This window comes from Chryseobacterium soli, assembly GCF_000737705.1.
Classification (GTDB): domain Bacteria; phylum Bacteroidota; class Bacteroidia; order Flavobacteriales; family Weeksellaceae; genus Chryseobacterium; species Chryseobacterium soli.
Genome location: NZ_JPRH01000002.1, coordinates 45,010 through 60,795, shown reverse-complemented (window position 1 = coordinate 60,795; position 15,786 = coordinate 45,010). Strand labels below are relative to the sequence as shown.

General features: G+C 35.4%; 17 protein-coding genes. 7 read left to right on the top strand and 10 right to left on the bottom strand.

The features are described 5' to 3' along the window. Positions 1-114 precede the first annotated feature (114 nt). From IW15_RS05550 to IW15_RS05515, 8 genes are all read right to left on the bottom strand, one after another. On the bottom strand, positions 115-1,860 hold the full coding sequence (locus IW15_RS05550) for an OstA-like protein (RefSeq protein WP_034709942.1): 1,746 nt from the start codon (positions 1,858-1,860) through the stop codon (positions 115-117). Between the two features lie 3 nt (positions 1,861-1,863). Continuing rightward, entirely contained in the window at positions 1,864-2,337 is a 474-nt protein-coding gene (locus IW15_RS05545; protein ID WP_034709941.1) for a Fur family transcriptional regulator, read from the bottom strand. 68 nt (positions 2,338-2,405) lie between these two features. Continuing rightward, positions 2,406-4,400, bottom strand: a complete 1,995-nt coding sequence (locus IW15_RS05540; RefSeq protein ID WP_034709940.1) for a KUP/HAK/KT family potassium transporter — start codon at positions 4,398-4,400, stop codon at positions 2,406-2,408. Between the two features lie 113 nt (positions 4,401-4,513). After that, on the bottom strand, positions 4,514-5,494 hold the full coding sequence (locus IW15_RS05535; protein ID WP_034709939.1) for a pyruvate dehydrogenase complex E1 component subunit beta: 981 nt from the start codon (positions 5,492-5,494) through the stop codon (positions 4,514-4,516). A gap of 109 nt (positions 5,495-5,603) precedes the next feature. Then, positions 5,604-6,200: a hypothetical protein gene (locus IW15_RS05530; RefSeq protein WP_034709938.1), complete on the bottom strand. Its 597-nt coding sequence runs from the start codon at positions 6,198-6,200 to the stop codon at positions 5,604-5,606. 1 nt (position 6,201) lies between these two features. Next, positions 6,202-6,699 carry an RNA polymerase sigma factor gene (locus IW15_RS05525; RefSeq protein WP_034709937.1) on the bottom strand — a complete coding sequence of 166 codons (498 nt, stop codon included), beginning with the start codon at positions 6,697-6,699 and terminating at the stop codon, positions 6,202-6,204. A gap of 98 nt (positions 6,700-6,797) precedes the next feature. After that, positions 6,798-7,217, bottom strand: a complete 420-nt coding sequence (locus tag IW15_RS05520) for a DUF2147 domain-containing protein (protein WP_034709936.1) — start codon at positions 7,215-7,217, stop codon at positions 6,798-6,800. A gap of 151 nt (positions 7,218-7,368) precedes the next feature. Beyond that, positions 7,369-9,297, bottom strand: coding sequence for an LTA synthase family protein (locus tag IW15_RS05515; RefSeq protein WP_034709935.1), 1,929 nt, complete (start codon positions 9,295-9,297; stop codon positions 7,369-7,371). A gap of 89 nt (positions 9,298-9,386) precedes the next feature. Between IW15_RS05515 and IW15_RS05510 the strand changes: the two genes are divergently transcribed. From IW15_RS05510 to IW15_RS05495, 4 genes are all read left to right on the top strand, one after another. Next, positions 9,387-10,097, top strand: coding sequence for a CDP-alcohol phosphatidyltransferase family protein (locus tag IW15_RS05510; protein ID WP_034709934.1), 711 nt, complete (start codon positions 9,387-9,389; stop codon positions 10,095-10,097). Positions 10,098-10,180: 83 nt separating this feature from the next. Beyond that, positions 10,181-10,945, top strand: coding sequence for a 3'-5' exonuclease (locus IW15_RS05505; protein ID WP_034709933.1), 765 nt, complete (start codon positions 10,181-10,183; stop codon positions 10,943-10,945). 4 nt (positions 10,946-10,949) lie between these two features. Continuing rightward, a complete protein-coding gene (locus tag IW15_RS05500; RefSeq protein ID WP_034709932.1) occupies positions 10,950-11,348 on the top strand; it encodes a putative signal transducing protein in 399 nt (132 codons plus the stop codon). Between the two features lie 139 nt (positions 11,349-11,487). Beyond that, a complete protein-coding gene (locus IW15_RS05495; RefSeq protein ID WP_034709931.1) occupies positions 11,488-12,093 on the top strand; it encodes a fumarylacetoacetate hydrolase family protein in 606 nt (201 codons plus the stop codon). Positions 12,094-12,120: 27 nt separating this feature from the next. On the opposite strand, the gene IW15_RS05490 is transcribed toward IW15_RS05495, so the two are convergent. Further along, entirely contained in the window at positions 12,121-13,065 is a 945-nt protein-coding gene (locus tag IW15_RS05490) for a DUF535 family protein (protein WP_051881782.1), read from the bottom strand. 389 nt (positions 13,066-13,454) lie between these two features. Between IW15_RS05490 and IW15_RS05485 the strand changes: the two genes are divergently transcribed. Then, positions 13,455-13,892, top strand: coding sequence for a universal stress protein (locus IW15_RS05485; RefSeq protein WP_034709930.1), 438 nt, complete (start codon positions 13,455-13,457; stop codon positions 13,890-13,892). A gap of 81 nt (positions 13,893-13,973) precedes the next feature. Here the strand turns inward: IW15_RS05485 and IW15_RS05480 are convergent, their stop codons facing one another. Then, positions 13,974-14,207 carry a hypothetical protein gene (locus IW15_RS05480; protein ID WP_034709929.1) on the bottom strand — a complete coding sequence of 78 codons (234 nt, stop codon included), beginning with the start codon at positions 14,205-14,207 and terminating at the stop codon, positions 13,974-13,976. A gap of 42 nt (positions 14,208-14,249) precedes the next feature. On the opposite strand from IW15_RS05480, the gene IW15_RS05475 reads away from it, so the two are divergent. Together IW15_RS05475 and IW15_RS05470 are read left to right on the top strand one after the other, a co-directional pair. Beyond that, positions 14,250-15,155, top strand: coding sequence for a DUF6427 family protein (locus tag IW15_RS05475; RefSeq protein ID WP_034709928.1), 906 nt, complete (start codon positions 14,250-14,252; stop codon positions 15,153-15,155). A gap of 6 nt (positions 15,156-15,161) precedes the next feature. Further along, positions 15,162-15,746, top strand: a complete 585-nt coding sequence (locus IW15_RS05470; RefSeq protein ID WP_034709927.1) for a DUF3109 family protein — start codon at positions 15,162-15,164, stop codon at positions 15,744-15,746. Positions 15,747-15,786 lie beyond the last annotated feature (40 nt).

The following is a 15,786-nucleotide window of genomic DNA, read 5'->3' as shown; positions in this document are numbered from 1 at the left end:
TACTGGTTGTAAAAAGTCATTTTATTGAAAAAAGTCAGTATTTTATCACCATTTTAAACCAAAAAAATCACCATTTCTTTATTTGAAATGGTGATTTTTATTATTTGGTAAAAATTATTTTCTGGTTCGCTTTGGTTTTTTGGCTTCTTCCTTAGCTTGCGCTTTTTCTATTGCTTCCTGGGCCTGGTTATAGAGTTTATCATCTGAGGTGTATTTAATTTCCTCATAATTAGGTGTATCCACTAATATATCTTGCCATTTTCGGATCCGGTCTTTAGTATTCCAGTTAAAATCAGTAAACTTTCTTTTCGCCGGCTCTATCCTGCTCATGGGATAGGTATCTGAATTGGCTCCAATGCTGCAAGAAATGATTTGCAATGCTTTTTCTTCAAAAAGGGCACCAATAATACCACAGGTAGAAAGGGTAATCCCTATTCGCTCCGGCTTCTTAGTTTCCTTATTGACATCATCTACATAGGCGATTGACTGGGCATTCCCAACTACTCTTGCTTCTTTAATATCATTTTTTTCGTAGTAGACCGTCATATACTTTCCTTTCACCTGATTGAATTCATCTTTAAGAGTTAATGAATCAACTTTAGTTATTGCAAAAGCATTTCCAATGACTTTCAGGGAGTCAAGATCTTCGGTTGCCGTATTAAAATAGGCTTCTACTTTATCGCCGGTAACCTGTTTTTCACCGCTCCATAGGATGGGTTTAGTATACATGTGCATGATTCCGTCTGTCTCATTGAACGCTATGGAATCTGCTCTTCCCTGCGCATTTGATTTATAAAATCTTGCTTTTTTATAGGCCCGCAGGAAACTTTTTTTCACGTTAATATCCAACGCATCTGGTTTCTGATAAGAAATGATTTTTTCTGCGGCAAAATAGATAGAATCTTTTTCAAAAGCTTTTACGGCGTAAGGATTTTTGGTCATCATGGAAGAATCTTTCTTTTCGAAAATTTCTCCATATCCTCCTTTTATAAATCTCCTCTCTTTTGGATCATCCAGAGTTACATTCCCTGTTGCCTTTCCAAAACCGGTAAGCTGATTGAAGTACATGGTGTCACCAGTAAGAATCTTATCGTTATAGAACACTCTTGAGTTCTTATATAAAAACGCTTCTTTAGTGTTTGTATTATAATTTCCTTTATCTGTGACAATACGGTTTTTAGGATTCTTCTTATTGGTAATTGTTGTAGGTCCATTGATATCAACAATATTGGTACTTTGGTTCTGAACAACATTATCTCCTTCCAAAATATATTGAGCATCTTCAATTTTTACTCTTCCAGTAAGATCGATGATACGCGTTGTCAGAAAATAAGTTGCAGTTTTTGCATAGGTTGTACTTTTACCATCATTAATCGTTCCTCCAGTATTGTAATAAGCCTGATTAGAAAGCCTGTCATAATACATTGTTTCCGTCTTGATAACGGTACCTTTCGGATCGGTAAGCACTACATTTTTACGGGCCACTCCTTTTTGGGTATTGGCATCATATTCCATCTCGCCAGCAGTAATGACAGATCCGTCTGTGTTCTGAAGCTTTGTATTGCCTATTGCTTTTACAAAATTTTCTTCTTCATAGATCACGACTTCATCTGCTGTAAGAATAGAACCCTGATGTTCTATCTGTACATGTCCGGTAAGATATTGGTTTCCGTTATACTTATCGAGACTTTTCTTGACCTCATCTGCATGGATAATCCTTACTTTGTCTTCGGGTTTTGATGGTACCGGCTTAGCTTTTACCGGAGTTTGTAAATAAGGATCCCTCTGCACAGGTGTTTTTGTGTCCTGTGCAAAATTGAACGTTGAAATGAAAATTAACAGAAAAAGGACTATTCTCATTGATTAATCATTCTTAGTGCCATAGAAATACAGCGAATGAGAATCAATTTTTACGCCAAATGCATCTTCAATTGCTTCTTTAATTCCTTGAATCCGAGGGTCGCAGAATTCGATGATTTCTTCAATTTCTTTATCTGAATCTTTTTTGTAAATGACCAGGTGATCATGTTGTTTATCAAAATAAGATTTCTCGTAAGATGAAGAAGTCAGTGTTTTTTCTCCAAACTGATGCTTGCGTATAAGGCCTGCATCAAGGAAAATTTCAATAGTATTATAAATAGTTGCTTTCGAAACATGATATTTTTTCTGCATCATCAATAAATACAGATCATCCACATTAAAGTGGTGATCCATATTATAGATTTCTTCCAATATCGTGTATCGCTCAGGTGTATTTCTGAAACCTTTTTCTAGTAAATAGTTTCTTAAAACATCTTTTATTAAAGCAATATTTTTTTCTTTTTGTATAGTATCCATCAAAAAAATTATCTACAAATTTATTGATTTTTATTTAAATACATATTAGACAGTTTTGTTAAAGGATATTAACTGTTGTGACGTAAAAATTCAGCCTGCTCAATTTTATTGTCATACACAGTTAATTCCGTAATAGGAGCAGATTCCACCACTACATTGTGTGAAGTAACCCCCCATGATTTGAAGTCATCACTGCCTATATATTTAACGAAATTGTAGATATTAAGGGTAATTTTCTGTTTAACGGTCAGAAGTATATCGTTGATATAGGTGTTATCTATGACCACATATTTCAGATCCGGAGGAATATTATGGGCTCTTAACGATGGATGGCTGCTTCTTGAAGGAATAGTTCCATCGGCCATCAGATCTTTCAGCACCATATTAAAATAGTCATTAATCCTACGATCAACTTTAAATCCTAACAGGAAGTTGATTTTATAAACCGTTCCCGGTAAAATTTCATCAACGGTGTATTTAAAAGTATACGGATCTTCCTGATTGACAATACTTAATATAAAATAATGATCGGCTCTTTTCGGTTGCTTTTTGATGATAGAGTAAATAATTTTAGATTCTACTTCATCATTTCTTTTGGCTCTGCTCAGATAAGCAAGATTGGTGGCGTACTTAGGGATTGTTTCATCCAGTTTCATATCCTTGATAATCGAAACATAACTGTCAATCTTTACAAAATTGATGAATTTGGTTTTAATCAATCTTCCGTTATACCAGGCATACATACAAACTCCGATGAATCCTGCCAATATTACGGTAATCCAACCGCCTTCAAAGAATTTAATGATATTGGCACTGAAGAATCCTAATTCAATAGACATATATACCATAGCAAACAGCAAAATCAACAGTTTATTGACTCTGTGTTTGAGCAGCCAGAATACTAATAATAAAGTGGTCATCAGCATCGTCACAGTAATGGACAGCCCGTATGCTGCTTCCATCTTACCTGATTCTCTAAAGTGAAGAACCACAATAATACACAGAATAAGAAGTCCCCAGTTAATTCTGGGAATATACATTTGTCCTTTAACCCCTGATGGATAATCAATTTTTTGATTAGGCCACAGGTTAAGAGACATCGCTTCTGAGAAAATTGTGAAAGATCCGGTAATCAATGCCTGACTGGCAATAATTGCCGCCGCAGTAGCTAAAATTACAGCCGGTACGATCATCCACTCTTCCATAATTCCAAAAAACGGATTCACTACGGAAAATCCAGGTTTTCCATAATTGGTTAATAACCAAGCTCCCTGTCCTAAATAGTTTAAAATAAGCATGATCTTAACAAAAGCCCAGCTTACTCTGATATTTTTAGCACCGCAATGTCCTAAATCTGAATAAAGAGCTTCTGCTCCGGTTGTACAAAGGAAAACCGCACCCAGAATAACAATTGCACTGGGAGAATGAGCGATAAGTTTATAGGCATAGTAAGGATTGAAAGATCTTAAAATTTCAAAGTTCTCCTTTAAATGCATTCCCCCTAAGCCGCCTAACACTAAAAACCAGACTACCATTACAGGACCAAAAAATTTCCCGATAAAACTGGTTCCAAACTGCTGTACGACGAAGATTAAAATAAGAATTCCAATGGTAATAGGAACTACAGGTGTATGAGGATTGTAAATCTCAAGACCTTCAATAGCCGACATTACTGTAAGTGAAGGGGTAATCACCCCATCAGCAACAAGAGCCGCAGCACCTATAATGGCAATAAGATACAGCCAGCGTTTTTTAAGATTCTTAACCAGGGAAAATAAGGCTAAAATACCCCCTTCCCCTTTATTGTCTGCTCTTAAGGCAATGATCACGTACTTTACCGTGGTTTGAAGAGTAAGTGTCCAGATAATGCAGGAAAGTGCACCCTCTATATATTCATTGAAAGGCATCGTACTGCCCACGTCTCTTGCGTTCACAATTGCTTTCATTACGTAAAGCGGGGATGTCCCGATATCTCCGAAAACAATTCCTAAAGAGACTAGAATTCCAATAAAAGAAAGTTTTTTAATGTCAAAATGATGACCACCTTCTGTAACTTCTGCCATATCAGCTAATTTATTTTAAACGCGCAAATTTATACTAAATTTACGACCTCATGAACTATTCTTCATGCATAGAATAAATGAAAAAACTTCCTTTCGGAAGTTTTTCTCTATCGTTATTTAACGTACATTGCTTTTTTAATTTCCTCTTTTACTTTTTCAAGTTTAGGGAACCATTCTGCAAATAATGCAGCTGAATAAGGTGCAGGAGCATCAGGAGTTGTAATTCTCTTGATAGGAGCATCCAGATAATCGAATGCTTTCTGCTGTACCATATAAGTGATTTCAGAAGAAATAGAGGCAAATGGCCAAGCTTCTTCTAAGATAACCAATCTATTTGTTTTCTTTACGGATGCTAATACTGTATCAAAATCCAAAGGACGAACGGTTCTAAGATCGATAACTTCCACAGAAATCCCTTCTTTAGCCATATCTTCAGCTGCCTGAATAGCTAATTTCATGATTTTTCCGAAAGAAACCAAAGTAACATCTGTACCTTCTCTTTTAATATCTGCTTTTCCGATTGGCAAGTAGTACTCTTCTTCAGGAATTTCCATTTTATCACCATACATCTGCTCAGATTCCATAAAGATCACCGGATCATTATCCTGAATTGCTGTTTTCAACAATCCTTTTGCATCATAAGGGTTGGAAGGAACCACTACTTTAAGCCCCGGAACATTCGCAAACCAGTTTTCAAAAGCCTGAGAGTGCGTAGCTCCTAATTGACCTGCAGAAGCAGTAGGACCACGGAAAACGATTGGACAGTTCCACTGACCACCACTCATCTGACGGATTTTTGCTGCATTATTGATAATCTGATCAATACCTACCAATGAGAAATTGAACGTCATATATTCTACAATCGGCCTGTTACCATTCATTGCTGCTCCTACCGCAATCCCTGTAAAACCAAGTTCTGCAATAGGTGTATCGATTACTCTTTTAGGGCCAAACTCATCCAGCATCCCTTTTGAAGCTTTATATGCACCATTGTATTCTGCAACTTCCTCCCCCATTAAAAAGATGGATTCGTCTTTACGCATTTCCTCGCTCATTGCCTGTGCAATTACCTCACGAAAAGTATATTCTGCCATATTTATTTGAAAAATTTAGAGTACAAAAATAGTGATTTTTTATTATACACATCATAAAAAAGGCATCACATTGGCTGCAATGCTTCATAAATTTTATTTATACTCAATTTTATTCCGCTCTGCTTAATTCTCTATAATTTTTCTTAAGATTGGTCAGAACTTTTCCGTATGTTTTTTTATAGATCACATATAATAAGCAAAGCACGGCAAACAATACGATTCCAAAAATTACATAATTTCCAAATTCAGGAACAAAAGTATCCGGATGGGTGGTTCTGTAAGGATTTCCACTTCCACCATCATGAATACCCGCCATAAAATCTCTGGTATACTCATTAAAATGAAATATATTATCCACAATAATTAATAATAAAGATATTCCTGCATATCCTAAAATAGTATTCCTTAGGTTTAAAATCGTTTTCATTAATGCAATACTGGTAGATTCAGCTTTCATTCTTTGGTATAAATAGATTACCAGCACAAAGAAAACAAGGAATACAACCGTTCTTTCTACAGGAAACTGATGATAGAAATATCCATACCCCGTCCATATAAGCATTTCTGCCAGGCCTATCAGAAATAAAAGTTTGGCCGCTGATGTAGAATTCTGCTGTATCATTTTATAGATTTCCTGTTCTGAATATATTGTAAATTCATCAGAATCTTTATTCCAGTCTTTTTTTAAAAGTTCTAATTCGTCCATTTTATCCTGCGTTTATTTTTTGTTTTAAATTATTTTTGGCTCTATTCATTTTCACTCTTGCATTTCCTTCTGTAATTCCAAGAATTTCTCCAATTTCTCTATAAGGCTTATCTTCCAGATACATCATGATCAATGCCTTTTCAATATCAGAAAGCTGATAGATTGCCAGGTACATCTTCTTTAGTTTATATTCATCATCTTCATAAGCCTCATATTCTATTTTGAGAGTGGAAAAATCTACTTCCGACTGCTTAAGTTCTTTTTTCTGCGGTTTTTTAAATAGTGTAATTGCTGTATTCAGCGCAACACGGTACATCCAGGTAGAAAATTTAGCATCTCCTTTAAAGCCGGGAAAGGATTTCCATAGCTGAATGGTAATTTCCTGAAAAAGATCTTCATGGTCTTCTGTATTATCGGTATATATTCTGCATATCTTATGAATAAGCCTTTGGTTCGGTTTAAAAAAATCCACAAATGTTTTTTCCAAATCTGAGTTCATACTTTATGAGTGTGAAAATTTTATTTTCGTTACACTTTTTTCAAAAAAAAGCGGCATTTCATTGCTGAAATGCCGTCTTCTTATGTATTTTAACCTGATTAATTTACTTTTTGCCAGGTCTGTGTTCTTCCCATTAAAGAAATTCCCACATATCCTCTTACATTCAGTTTATCACCGGTTCTTGTAATCGTACATTTGTATGTTTTCCCTGTTTTAGGATCTGTAATCGTTCCGCCAGTAAATTCGTCACCGTCTTTTTTCAGTCCTCTGATGATTTCCAACCCCAAAATAGGTTTTCCTTTTCTGTCGTCTTTACATACCGTACAATTAGGATCTGCAGGCTTTATAAGCAGTTGAGAAACTTTACCATAATAGCTGCCGTCTGCCTTTTTATAGATCTCTACAATCGATTTTGCCTGTTTGGTTTCATCATCTATTGTTTTCCATTTACCTTCTATTTGTGCAAAAGAAAGTACACCAAATAATGAAAGTACGAGTGTTAATAATAATTTTTTCATATTTTTTATTGTTTTGATTCTAATAAAATATTTTTGTTATCTATTTAATGCTAAAAATATAAATTAATTTCAAACAAACAAAAACTTTTATTATCCTTCACATATATAACAATAGATATACCAAGTTATCAATTTAAACAGCTGCTCAACATTAGTTCAGCTTTCTATTGATTACTCGGTTCATATAATCCTGATACCATGCTTTCGCCATCAGCTTTCCTGATTCTACTTCCGGGCTCTTGAGTGTATTCAAAAGATTATTTTCAAGCCCAAGATCGCTCTTATCATAAACTCCACCGATTTCTTTTCCATCAAAGCGGTAAATATAATTCCCAATGATAAACTGCTCTGAAGAACCGTCTGAATTCACAATAATGGCAGGATATTTCTTGTCGCTCACCAAACTTCTTCCCCAACTTCTTATTTTCTTGTCATACCCGATTAGATCTGCCAGCGTAGGATAAATGTCAATCTGCTGCGCCACTTCAGGGTTCACTCCTTTGAGTTGGTAGGCCGGATTTGGAGAATAAAAAATAAGCGGAACGGCAAAACGGTTCATAGGTTTCTCATATTCCGGATAATAAATCTGGTTGGTATGATCTCCGGTGAACACGAATATCGTATTATTGAACCAAGGTTCTTTTTTAGCGGTTTCAAAATATTTTTTAATGGCATAATCCGTATACTGTATTGGCTCATGCATTTCTATTTTTCCTTTTTTGAATTTACCGTTATACTTTTCCGGGATTTTAAACGGATGGTGTGATGACGCAGTGAAAACGGTCGTCATAAATGGTTGCTTCTTCCCTACATTCTTTGCAAAGTACTGTAAAAACGGTTCATCCCATATCGCCCACATTCCGTCGAAGTCTGCGTCATTATTGTATTCCGTTTTACCGAAATAATGTTTAAATCCTAAAATATTTCCAAATCCTAAAAATCCCATTGATCCATTCGGTGCCCCATGATAAAAGGAAGTATCGTATCCCAACTCATTACACACGGAAACAATAGACTGAATTTTCTGATTTGAATATGGTGAACTGGTAAACGCATCAGTAAGACTAGGAATCCCTGCCAATACACTACTCATCCCATGAATAGACTGTCTTCCATTGGCAAAGGTATTAGGGAAAATTAAACTCTGTCCGGCAAGGCTGTCTATAAAAGGGGTATAAGAAACATAATCTTTGATATTCTTATCTTTATTGAATGCCCCTGAATATTCTCTTCCAAAAGATTCTACAATAAAAATGACAATATTGGGACGGTTTTCCACCTTCCTGTCATATATTTTATAAGGCTGAATATTATCGTCGATATATTTTTCGTCTACAAAATGAACTTCTTTAAAATTATTCGTTCCCAATGTTCTGAAAAATGAAAATGTACTGTTCAATACCACATTCCCCTGAATCGGATTGGTTACAAAACGGTTGGCGTCCACTAAATTAATGGGTCTTGTACTGTGCTTGAAATCGCCGCGAATTCCGCCAACCACCAAAACAGCAGTGACACAAAGCGTAAGAACAGACCAGATAAAGTAAGGAATAAGCTGTACAGGCTTTCTTTCGGTAATTTTCACTCTTTTGTAAAGAAAAACCCAAACTGCCATTAAAACAATAAACCATATCAGTACAAAAGGGTGCTGTCCTACGGAAACCATAAAAACTTTTCCCACATTGGATTCATGTTTGGCGACATCCAGAGCGGTAGACGTTAATCTTGCCTGTGCAAATTTATAATAGATAAAATCGCCGAAGTTCATGGCATAAGCAATCCCATTGGTAATGAAATACAGCCAGAACAGAACCTTCTGATATCCTTTCTTTGTATTGATAACAATAGGAATAATGCTCAGCAGGATAAACAGCGCATTTACATACAGAATCGCCGTCGTATCGAAGGCGGTTCCATGAAATGCCAGATTGAAATAATCTGAAACTGAATCCACTTTTATGAGCTCTTTATTAAAATACCAAAACAAAAGCCGGGCAATCTGATAAAAAACATATGCTAAGAAAATCCGGTATAAAAGGACCAGAACTTCTTGTTTTCTAAATTCTTTAAAAAATTTCATTCGGCAAATTTACATCAAAATGATATTAATGTATTTTTTCCTTCATAATATTTCAGGATAAAATTTTGAAAAACTGTATTTTTGTTGCCATGAATTTCATAAAAAATAATCTTGCCAATTTGCTCACCCTCGGGAATTTATTTTCCGGATGTGTTGGGGCGATCCATCTTATTTTAGGTGATTATCAAACGACTGCTATCTGTCTTATCCTCTCTTCTATCTTTGATTTTTTTGATGGATTTGTAGCAAGAGCTGTTCATTCTAATTCAAACCTCGGGCTCCAGCTCGATTCTCTTGCCGACATGGTGAGTTTTGGGTTGATTCCCGGACTTACGATGTATGCCGCATTAGGCCCTGGAAATGAGCTTCTTGGATTACACTTCCCTTTTGAGATCAAATACATTGGTCTTCTGGTGACAGTTTTTTCCTGCCTGAGACTTGCTATTTTTAACCTCGATGAAGAGCAGCGCTATTATTTTAAAGGGTTGAATACGCCTACCAATACGGTTTTATTATTCGGATTATATTATGCATTTAAAGAAACGAATGCATTCAGTTTTCTGTTTGAAAGCCCATTATTATTGGTACTCTTAACCATCCTTACTTCATGGCTTTTAATAAGTCCGATAAAAATGATGGCTATGAAATTCAAATCCAAAAAACTGAAAGATAATTATCCGAAAGCTGTATTAGTTATTGGTGGAATTGCCATTTTAGCGATATTCCAGATTGTAGGAATCCCGATGCTTGTTATTTATTATATTCTGGTATCATTGGTGTTTCAAAAACAACTTGGATAAATTTCATTTAATAAACCCCGATATTATATTTCAGCGTTAGACTTTGTCCATCCGCTGACAATCAAATTATAAAAATTAAAAAAATGAACTTAAAATTATATAAACCGCTCTGTATTTTTGATCTGGAAACCACCGGAACAAACATTGGAAAAGACAGGATTGTTGAAATCTGCATCTTAAAGGTGAACCCTGATGCTTCGAGAGAAAGCAAAACATGGCGCATCAACCCGGAAATGCCGATTCCTAAAGAAACCAGTGAGATCCACGGAATTTATGATGAAGATATAAAAGATGCTCCTACCTTTAAAGATATCGCTTCCAAAGTGATGGAGATGATTGCAGGGGCTGATTTGGGAGGTTTCAATTCCAACAGGTTTGATGTTCCGTTATTGGCTGAAGAACTTTTAAGAGTAGGTATGGATTTTGATCTAAGCAAATTCAAGTTAGTGGATGCTCAGACAATCTTTCATAAAAAGGAACCCAGAAATCTTGGGGCAGCCTATCAGTTTTACTGTGGAAAAATACTGGAAAACGCACATTCCGCAGAGGCTGATGTAATGGCTACTTTTGATGTGCTGGATGCACAGGTGGGTAAATATGATGATCTTCCTAATGAAATTGCTGCTTTAAGTGAGTTTACCTTCCATAACAAGAATGCTGATCTTGCCGGGCTTATCGGTTATAATGAAAAGATGGAAGAGGTGTTCAATTTTGGAAAATATAAGGGACAGGTAGTAAAAGCTGTATTTCAGAAGGATTTAGGTTATTTTGGATGGCTTCAGAATGCTGATTTCCCACTTTATACGAAGAAAGTCTTCACAAAGATTCAATTGTCAAGTAAATTTTAAAAAAATGTCGAAATTAGTTCGTTTTAAATTCTACGAAACTGCTCTTGAGGCCAACAGAGACAAACAGATCCTGGCTGAAAACGGTGTCAATAGCTTTATCGCCAATGAACAGCTTATCCAGTCCGACTGGCTGCTTTCCCAGGCTGTAGGTGGTATTCAGCTTCAGGTTTTTGAGGAAGACACTGAAAAAGCCAATGCGGTTTTACAGGATTATAAGGACAACGAACAATTTTCCTTGGAAGTAGAGCATACGATTGAAGATCCTGAGTTTGATTTTGTATGTCCAAAATGCAACTCCAATCATATTTACAGGGATGACAGTGCTACAAGTTTTTTCGGAATTTCTATTCTGACAAGCCATAAGTTTATCTGCTACTATTGTGGTAATGAGTTTACACGTTAGATGAGATGAAAATTGTTTCCTTAATACCTAAGTAAACAAAACATTCATATAAGATAAGGTGACTTATCATTGTCTATAAACTAAGATTGCTTCGTCGCTTTACTCCTCGCAATGACAAAAAATAAATAACAACAGAATTATGAAAATTATCTGCATAGGAAGAAATTACAGTGAACATGCCAAAGAGTTAGGAAATGAAATCCCAGACAAACCTGTGATTTTCATGAAACCTGATACAGCCGTTTTAAAAGGAAATGATTTTTACATTCCGGAATTTTCTGATGATGTGCATTATGAGCTGGAAGTGGTGGTAAAAATTTCAAAAGGCGGAAAATACATCCAGAAAGAAGCTGCCGGCAAACATTATGAAGAAATTGGTTTAGGAATTGATTTTACGGCGAGAGATCTTCAAAGTGATTTAAAGTCTAAAGGGCTTCCGTGGGAGCTTTCCAAGGCTTTTGATGGTTCTGCTGTGGTAAGCAATTTTTTCAAGAAAGAAAATTATAATCTGGAAGAGCTTCAGTTTTCATTATTACAAAATAAAGAGAAAGTTCAGGATGGCAACAGCAAAGACATGATCTTCAGTTGTGATGATATCATTGCTTTTGTTTCACAGTACTTTACTCTGAGAGTAGGTGATCTTATTTTCACAGGAACTCCAAAAGGGGTCGGCAAAGTACATGAAAATGATATTCTGGAAGCTTATCTTGGGGACGAAAAAGTGATTGATATCAGAATATTATAAAAACATAAATAAAGTGAAGCAGTCCTATTATAAGACTTCAGGACTGCTTTCTGCTTTACAGGTATTATTTTTCAAATAATCACGCAAATTATCCTTTACGGAATCAATAAGTATATATCTTTTTTTGTAGGAAGATCTTTTTTCTGATTTTATATCAGCTATCTCTTTTCTAGAAGTTCCAGATGGTAGCATGTACCAATTATTTCCCAGATCCTGCCCTCCCATTTCTTCCCAAAAGTCGTTATAAGAAAAAGGAATTGTATGCAGAAAAGGAATATGAATAAAATGTTTTCTGTTTTGGGCCTGGCATTTCCCTCCTACAGCATTAATAGATGGTATATCAAGCGTTTTACAAAACTCTTGCAACATTTCGATCAAAAAAGCCTTGGGTCGTATTCCATTCATCAATTTCTGAGCTTCTTTTGTAACGTAAACTCCATTTACAACAGGCCTACCCTGCAGGCAACCAATTCTACACAGCCATTTATTATTTTCATTTTTTTCCACAGAAAAAGATAGGGAAGCTACATTACCATCAAGGTGATCAATTACCAGAGACAACACCAATTCACCTTCTTTTCTGTATCGATCATTATAGCCAATCATCAACTTCGCCGGCAATCCGTTTTTCAAGGCAAACTCACAAACCAGATGATCTTCGCCCCGGATTATTTTTTCAATCTGCTTATCGTATATAAAATCATAGGTATCGCAAATGATTTTTATTCTTTGACGGATGGAATATTGAGTGGAAAGATACACCTTAAAAGGTTTTAAAAAAAGACGGGGTCTTTGAGAAAGAACTTCTCTATATCTGTCACTTTCTAAAATTTCAAACCAATATCTGGAAGGTTTACGGTTAAGCAATGTTAATACAAAACTTTTATATTGCTGTTTACGCTTATACTTTTGTCTCTCATTACTGAATGCAGTTTCTGCAAACTTCCATGCTTTTACGCTAGCTTTAAACATTACTTAAAAAATTCAATCATAAAACAAATTAAATGAAAATCAGGAAGCAAGTTGATTCATTATGATTAAAAAAAAATTAAATTAGTCAGCTAAACATGATGACACCATATCGCAGTCAAAACAACCAATAATTTAATGAAATCCATTAAAATTCTCTAAACTATCGACAATCAGCAGGCAATTAAATTTCAATAAAAAGAATCTAAGAAATAGTATACGATCTATTATCCTTAATTAAGTGGGCTAAGTTGGAAAAATGTATGTTGTAGAATTGCCGTTTTTGATTACTGGCACACCATTAATAGGGCCATTGATGATTAATATTATAAGTTATTTAACATAAACTTTGTCATTTTTTTCTTATCTTTAAATAGCAAAATTAAAAGGTTATGATAAATATTGTAGTGCCCGTAGATTTTGGGGACAAAACTGAGCAGCTTATAGAGGGCGCCGTTAAGTTCGCAAAACAACTTAATGGTAAAATTTTCCTCATCCATGTTGCTCCTTCCGATATTGGATTCGCTATCGGCGATATGGGGTTCCAGTATTTCCCAGAGGTTGAAGAGAACGAAATCAGAAATGAGCTGGTTCAGCTTAATAAAATTGAGCAACAGATTATTTCGCAGGATATAGACTGTGAGCATCTTCTGAAACAAGGCATTGCCAAAGACATCATTCTGGAATATGCCGGTTCCAAAAATGCTGATTATATTGTGATGGGTTCCCACGGAAGAAGTGGAATTTATGATGTATTTGTAGGAAGCTTAACCAAAGGAATTACAAAAGATTCCAGCATTCCTGTTCTTGTACTTCCCATCCATGATTAAGGAAATTAAATTTTAATCGTTATTATAAAAAAACCGATCAAACATAAAGTCTGATCGGTTTTTTACTATATAACCAATTAATTAACCTTCTTTTTTATAAATTTCAGGATCATAATATGGATTCTTCCCTTCTGTAGGAGAGAAATAGTCCTTATCTTTATTTCCGCCAAGACCTACTACCAATACATAGCACCAATAGATGAACATTACACAGCAGACGGTGAACAATATCCAGTTTAAAACATTTCCAAATGTCTCAAAAAACCCGAAGGTCCACTTGAAAACTTTACTTAAGAATAACCAGAAAGACGTCATTATTTTCCTTTTTTAAATTAACTTTGTACAAATTTATAAAAAATGTTTAAATTACTTTCAAAAGAAAGCAATATTTTTTCAATTCCTGTTTATATTGGTTTTCTTCTTTTAGTAGTAATAATATTTAACATACTGAATTTCAATACGTATGAAGCAATTGTTGCCGGAATAACATTTTTGGGAATTGCGTTGGGATATTTCTGTTTTCACAGCATCGCGCTTAATTATCAGACCCATCTGCCTTTATTCCTGTATACCTTTCTTATTTTTGGGCTGTATCCCGGAAATTTAGATATCGGTATTGCGGTTTCTCTTCTTACAAATTCTTTCCTGCTGATGCTGCTGACAAGTGCCGATGAAGATATCAGGAAAAAATCGTACGTGTTGGTAGGAGCTATTGTGGCATTAAATTTTATTTTTCTGCCTACCACCTGGCCCATGGCTGTTTTTGTGATTATTCACGTGATTGCTACCTCGGAAAAAATCAGTTTGAATTTGTTCAGGTTTATTTTAGGAACTGTTTTGATTGCATTCAGTTATTTTGCCCTCATGTTTTTCTTTGGGTTTACTTCGTGGAATATCGATTATTTCCCATTCAGAAAAATGAAACTGGTAACGGATTATACGGATTTATTTCCTTTGATTCCTATTGTGTTGATGCTTATCTATGCGGTATATGATCATTTTAAAAATTACAATAAGAAAAGTCCGGTAAGCAGATATAAGTATACGTTCCTGCTTGTTTTTTCAGTAGCTCAGCTGGTGAGCATTATTTTATATATGAATATGAGCTATGAGTATTTATTGCTTTTAGCCTTTCCGGTCAGTATTATTTTAAGCAGAATGCTGCGGTTTCTGCCTAAGTACTGGATGCAGGAGGTAAGCTTATGGCTTATTATTGTTAGTTTAGTGACCTTTAAAGCAGGTACTTATTTTGATTTATTTTAAAAAATTATGATTCAGATAGACGATAAATTGATTTCTGAGGAAATATTTTCCGAAGAATTTGTTTGCAACCTTACGAAATGTAAGGGTGCATGTTGTGTGGAAGGAGATGTAGGTGCTCCGTTAGATAAAGACGAACTTGAGATTTTAGATAGTATTTTCGATAAAATTAAGCCTTATCTTACTGAGGAAGGCGTCAAGGCTCTTGAAGAACAGGGGACATGGACAACTGATCCTTCAGACGGAATGTATGTAACGCCCATGGTGGAAGATCGTGAGTGTGCTTATGTAACTTTCGATGAAAGAGGTATTACGAAATGTGGTATTGAAAAAGCTTACGAAGACGGAGCAATCACGTGGCAGAAGCCGATCTCATGCCATCTGTATCCGATCCGTATTACGGAATACTCTTCTTTTACAGCTCTGAACTATCATGAGTGGAATGTTTGCAGCGATGCATGTACGCTAGGAAAAGAACTTCAGGTTCCGGTGTATAAATTCCTGAAAACACCTTTGATAAGAAAGTATGGTGAAGAATTCTACGGTGTGCTGACTGATGCAGCCGAGGAATGGAAAAAAGAATACGGAAATTAAAATAAAAACCGCAGACCATAACAGTCTGCGGTTTTTATTT

What these genes read in the sequence shown, in the direction of transcription:
- IW15_RS05550 (WP_034709942.1), bottom strand. Translation starts at nt 1,860, where the DNA reads ATGAGAATAGTCCTTTTTCTGTTAATTTTCATTTCAACGTTCAATTTT.
- IW15_RS05545 (WP_034709941.1), bottom strand. Translation starts at nt 2,337, where the DNA reads ATGGATACTATACAAAAAGAAAAAAATATTGCTTTAATAAAAGATGTT.
- IW15_RS05540 (WP_034709940.1), bottom strand. Translation starts at nt 4,400, where the DNA reads ATGGCAGAAGTTACAGAAGGTGGTCATCATTTTGACATTAAAAAACTT.
- IW15_RS05535 (WP_034709939.1), bottom strand. Translation starts at nt 5,494, where the DNA reads ATGGCAGAATATACTTTTCGTGAGGTAATTGCACAGGCAATGAGCGAG.
- IW15_RS05530 (WP_034709938.1), bottom strand. Translation starts at nt 6,200, where the DNA reads ATGGACGAATTAGAACTTTTAAAAAAAGACTGGAATAAAGATTCTGAT.
- IW15_RS05525 (WP_034709937.1), bottom strand. Translation starts at nt 6,699, where the DNA reads ATGAACTCAGATTTGGAAAAAACATTTGTGGATTTTTTTAAACCGAAC.
- IW15_RS05520 (WP_034709936.1), bottom strand. Translation starts at nt 7,217, where the DNA reads ATGAAAAAATTATTATTAACACTCGTACTTTCATTATTTGGTGTACTT.
- IW15_RS05515 (WP_034709935.1), bottom strand. Translation starts at nt 9,297, where the DNA reads ATGAAATTTTTTAAAGAATTTAGAAAACAAGAAGTTCTGGTCCTTTTA.
- IW15_RS05510 (WP_034709934.1), top strand. Translation starts at nt 9,387, where the DNA reads ATGAATTTCATAAAAAATAATCTTGCCAATTTGCTCACCCTCGGGAAT.
- IW15_RS05505 (WP_034709933.1), top strand. Translation starts at nt 10,181, where the DNA reads ATGAACTTAAAATTATATAAACCGCTCTGTATTTTTGATCTGGAAACC.
- IW15_RS05500 (WP_034709932.1), top strand. Translation starts at nt 10,950, where the DNA reads ATGTCGAAATTAGTTCGTTTTAAATTCTACGAAACTGCTCTTGAGGCC.
- IW15_RS05495 (WP_034709931.1), top strand. Translation starts at nt 11,488, where the DNA reads ATGAAAATTATCTGCATAGGAAGAAATTACAGTGAACATGCCAAAGAG.
- IW15_RS05490 (WP_051881782.1), bottom strand. Translation starts at nt 13,065, where the DNA reads ATGTTTAAAGCTAGCGTAAAAGCATGGAAGTTTGCAGAAACTGCATTC.
- IW15_RS05485 (WP_034709930.1), top strand. Translation starts at nt 13,455, where the DNA reads ATGATAAATATTGTAGTGCCCGTAGATTTTGGGGACAAAACTGAGCAG.
- IW15_RS05480 (WP_034709929.1), bottom strand. Translation starts at nt 14,207, where the DNA reads ATGACGTCTTTCTGGTTATTCTTAAGTAAAGTTTTCAAGTGGACCTTC.
- IW15_RS05475 (WP_034709928.1), top strand. Translation starts at nt 14,250, where the DNA reads ATGTTTAAATTACTTTCAAAAGAAAGCAATATTTTTTCAATTCCTGTT.
- IW15_RS05470 (WP_034709927.1), top strand. Translation starts at nt 15,162, where the DNA reads ATGATTCAGATAGACGATAAATTGATTTCTGAGGAAATATTTTCCGAA.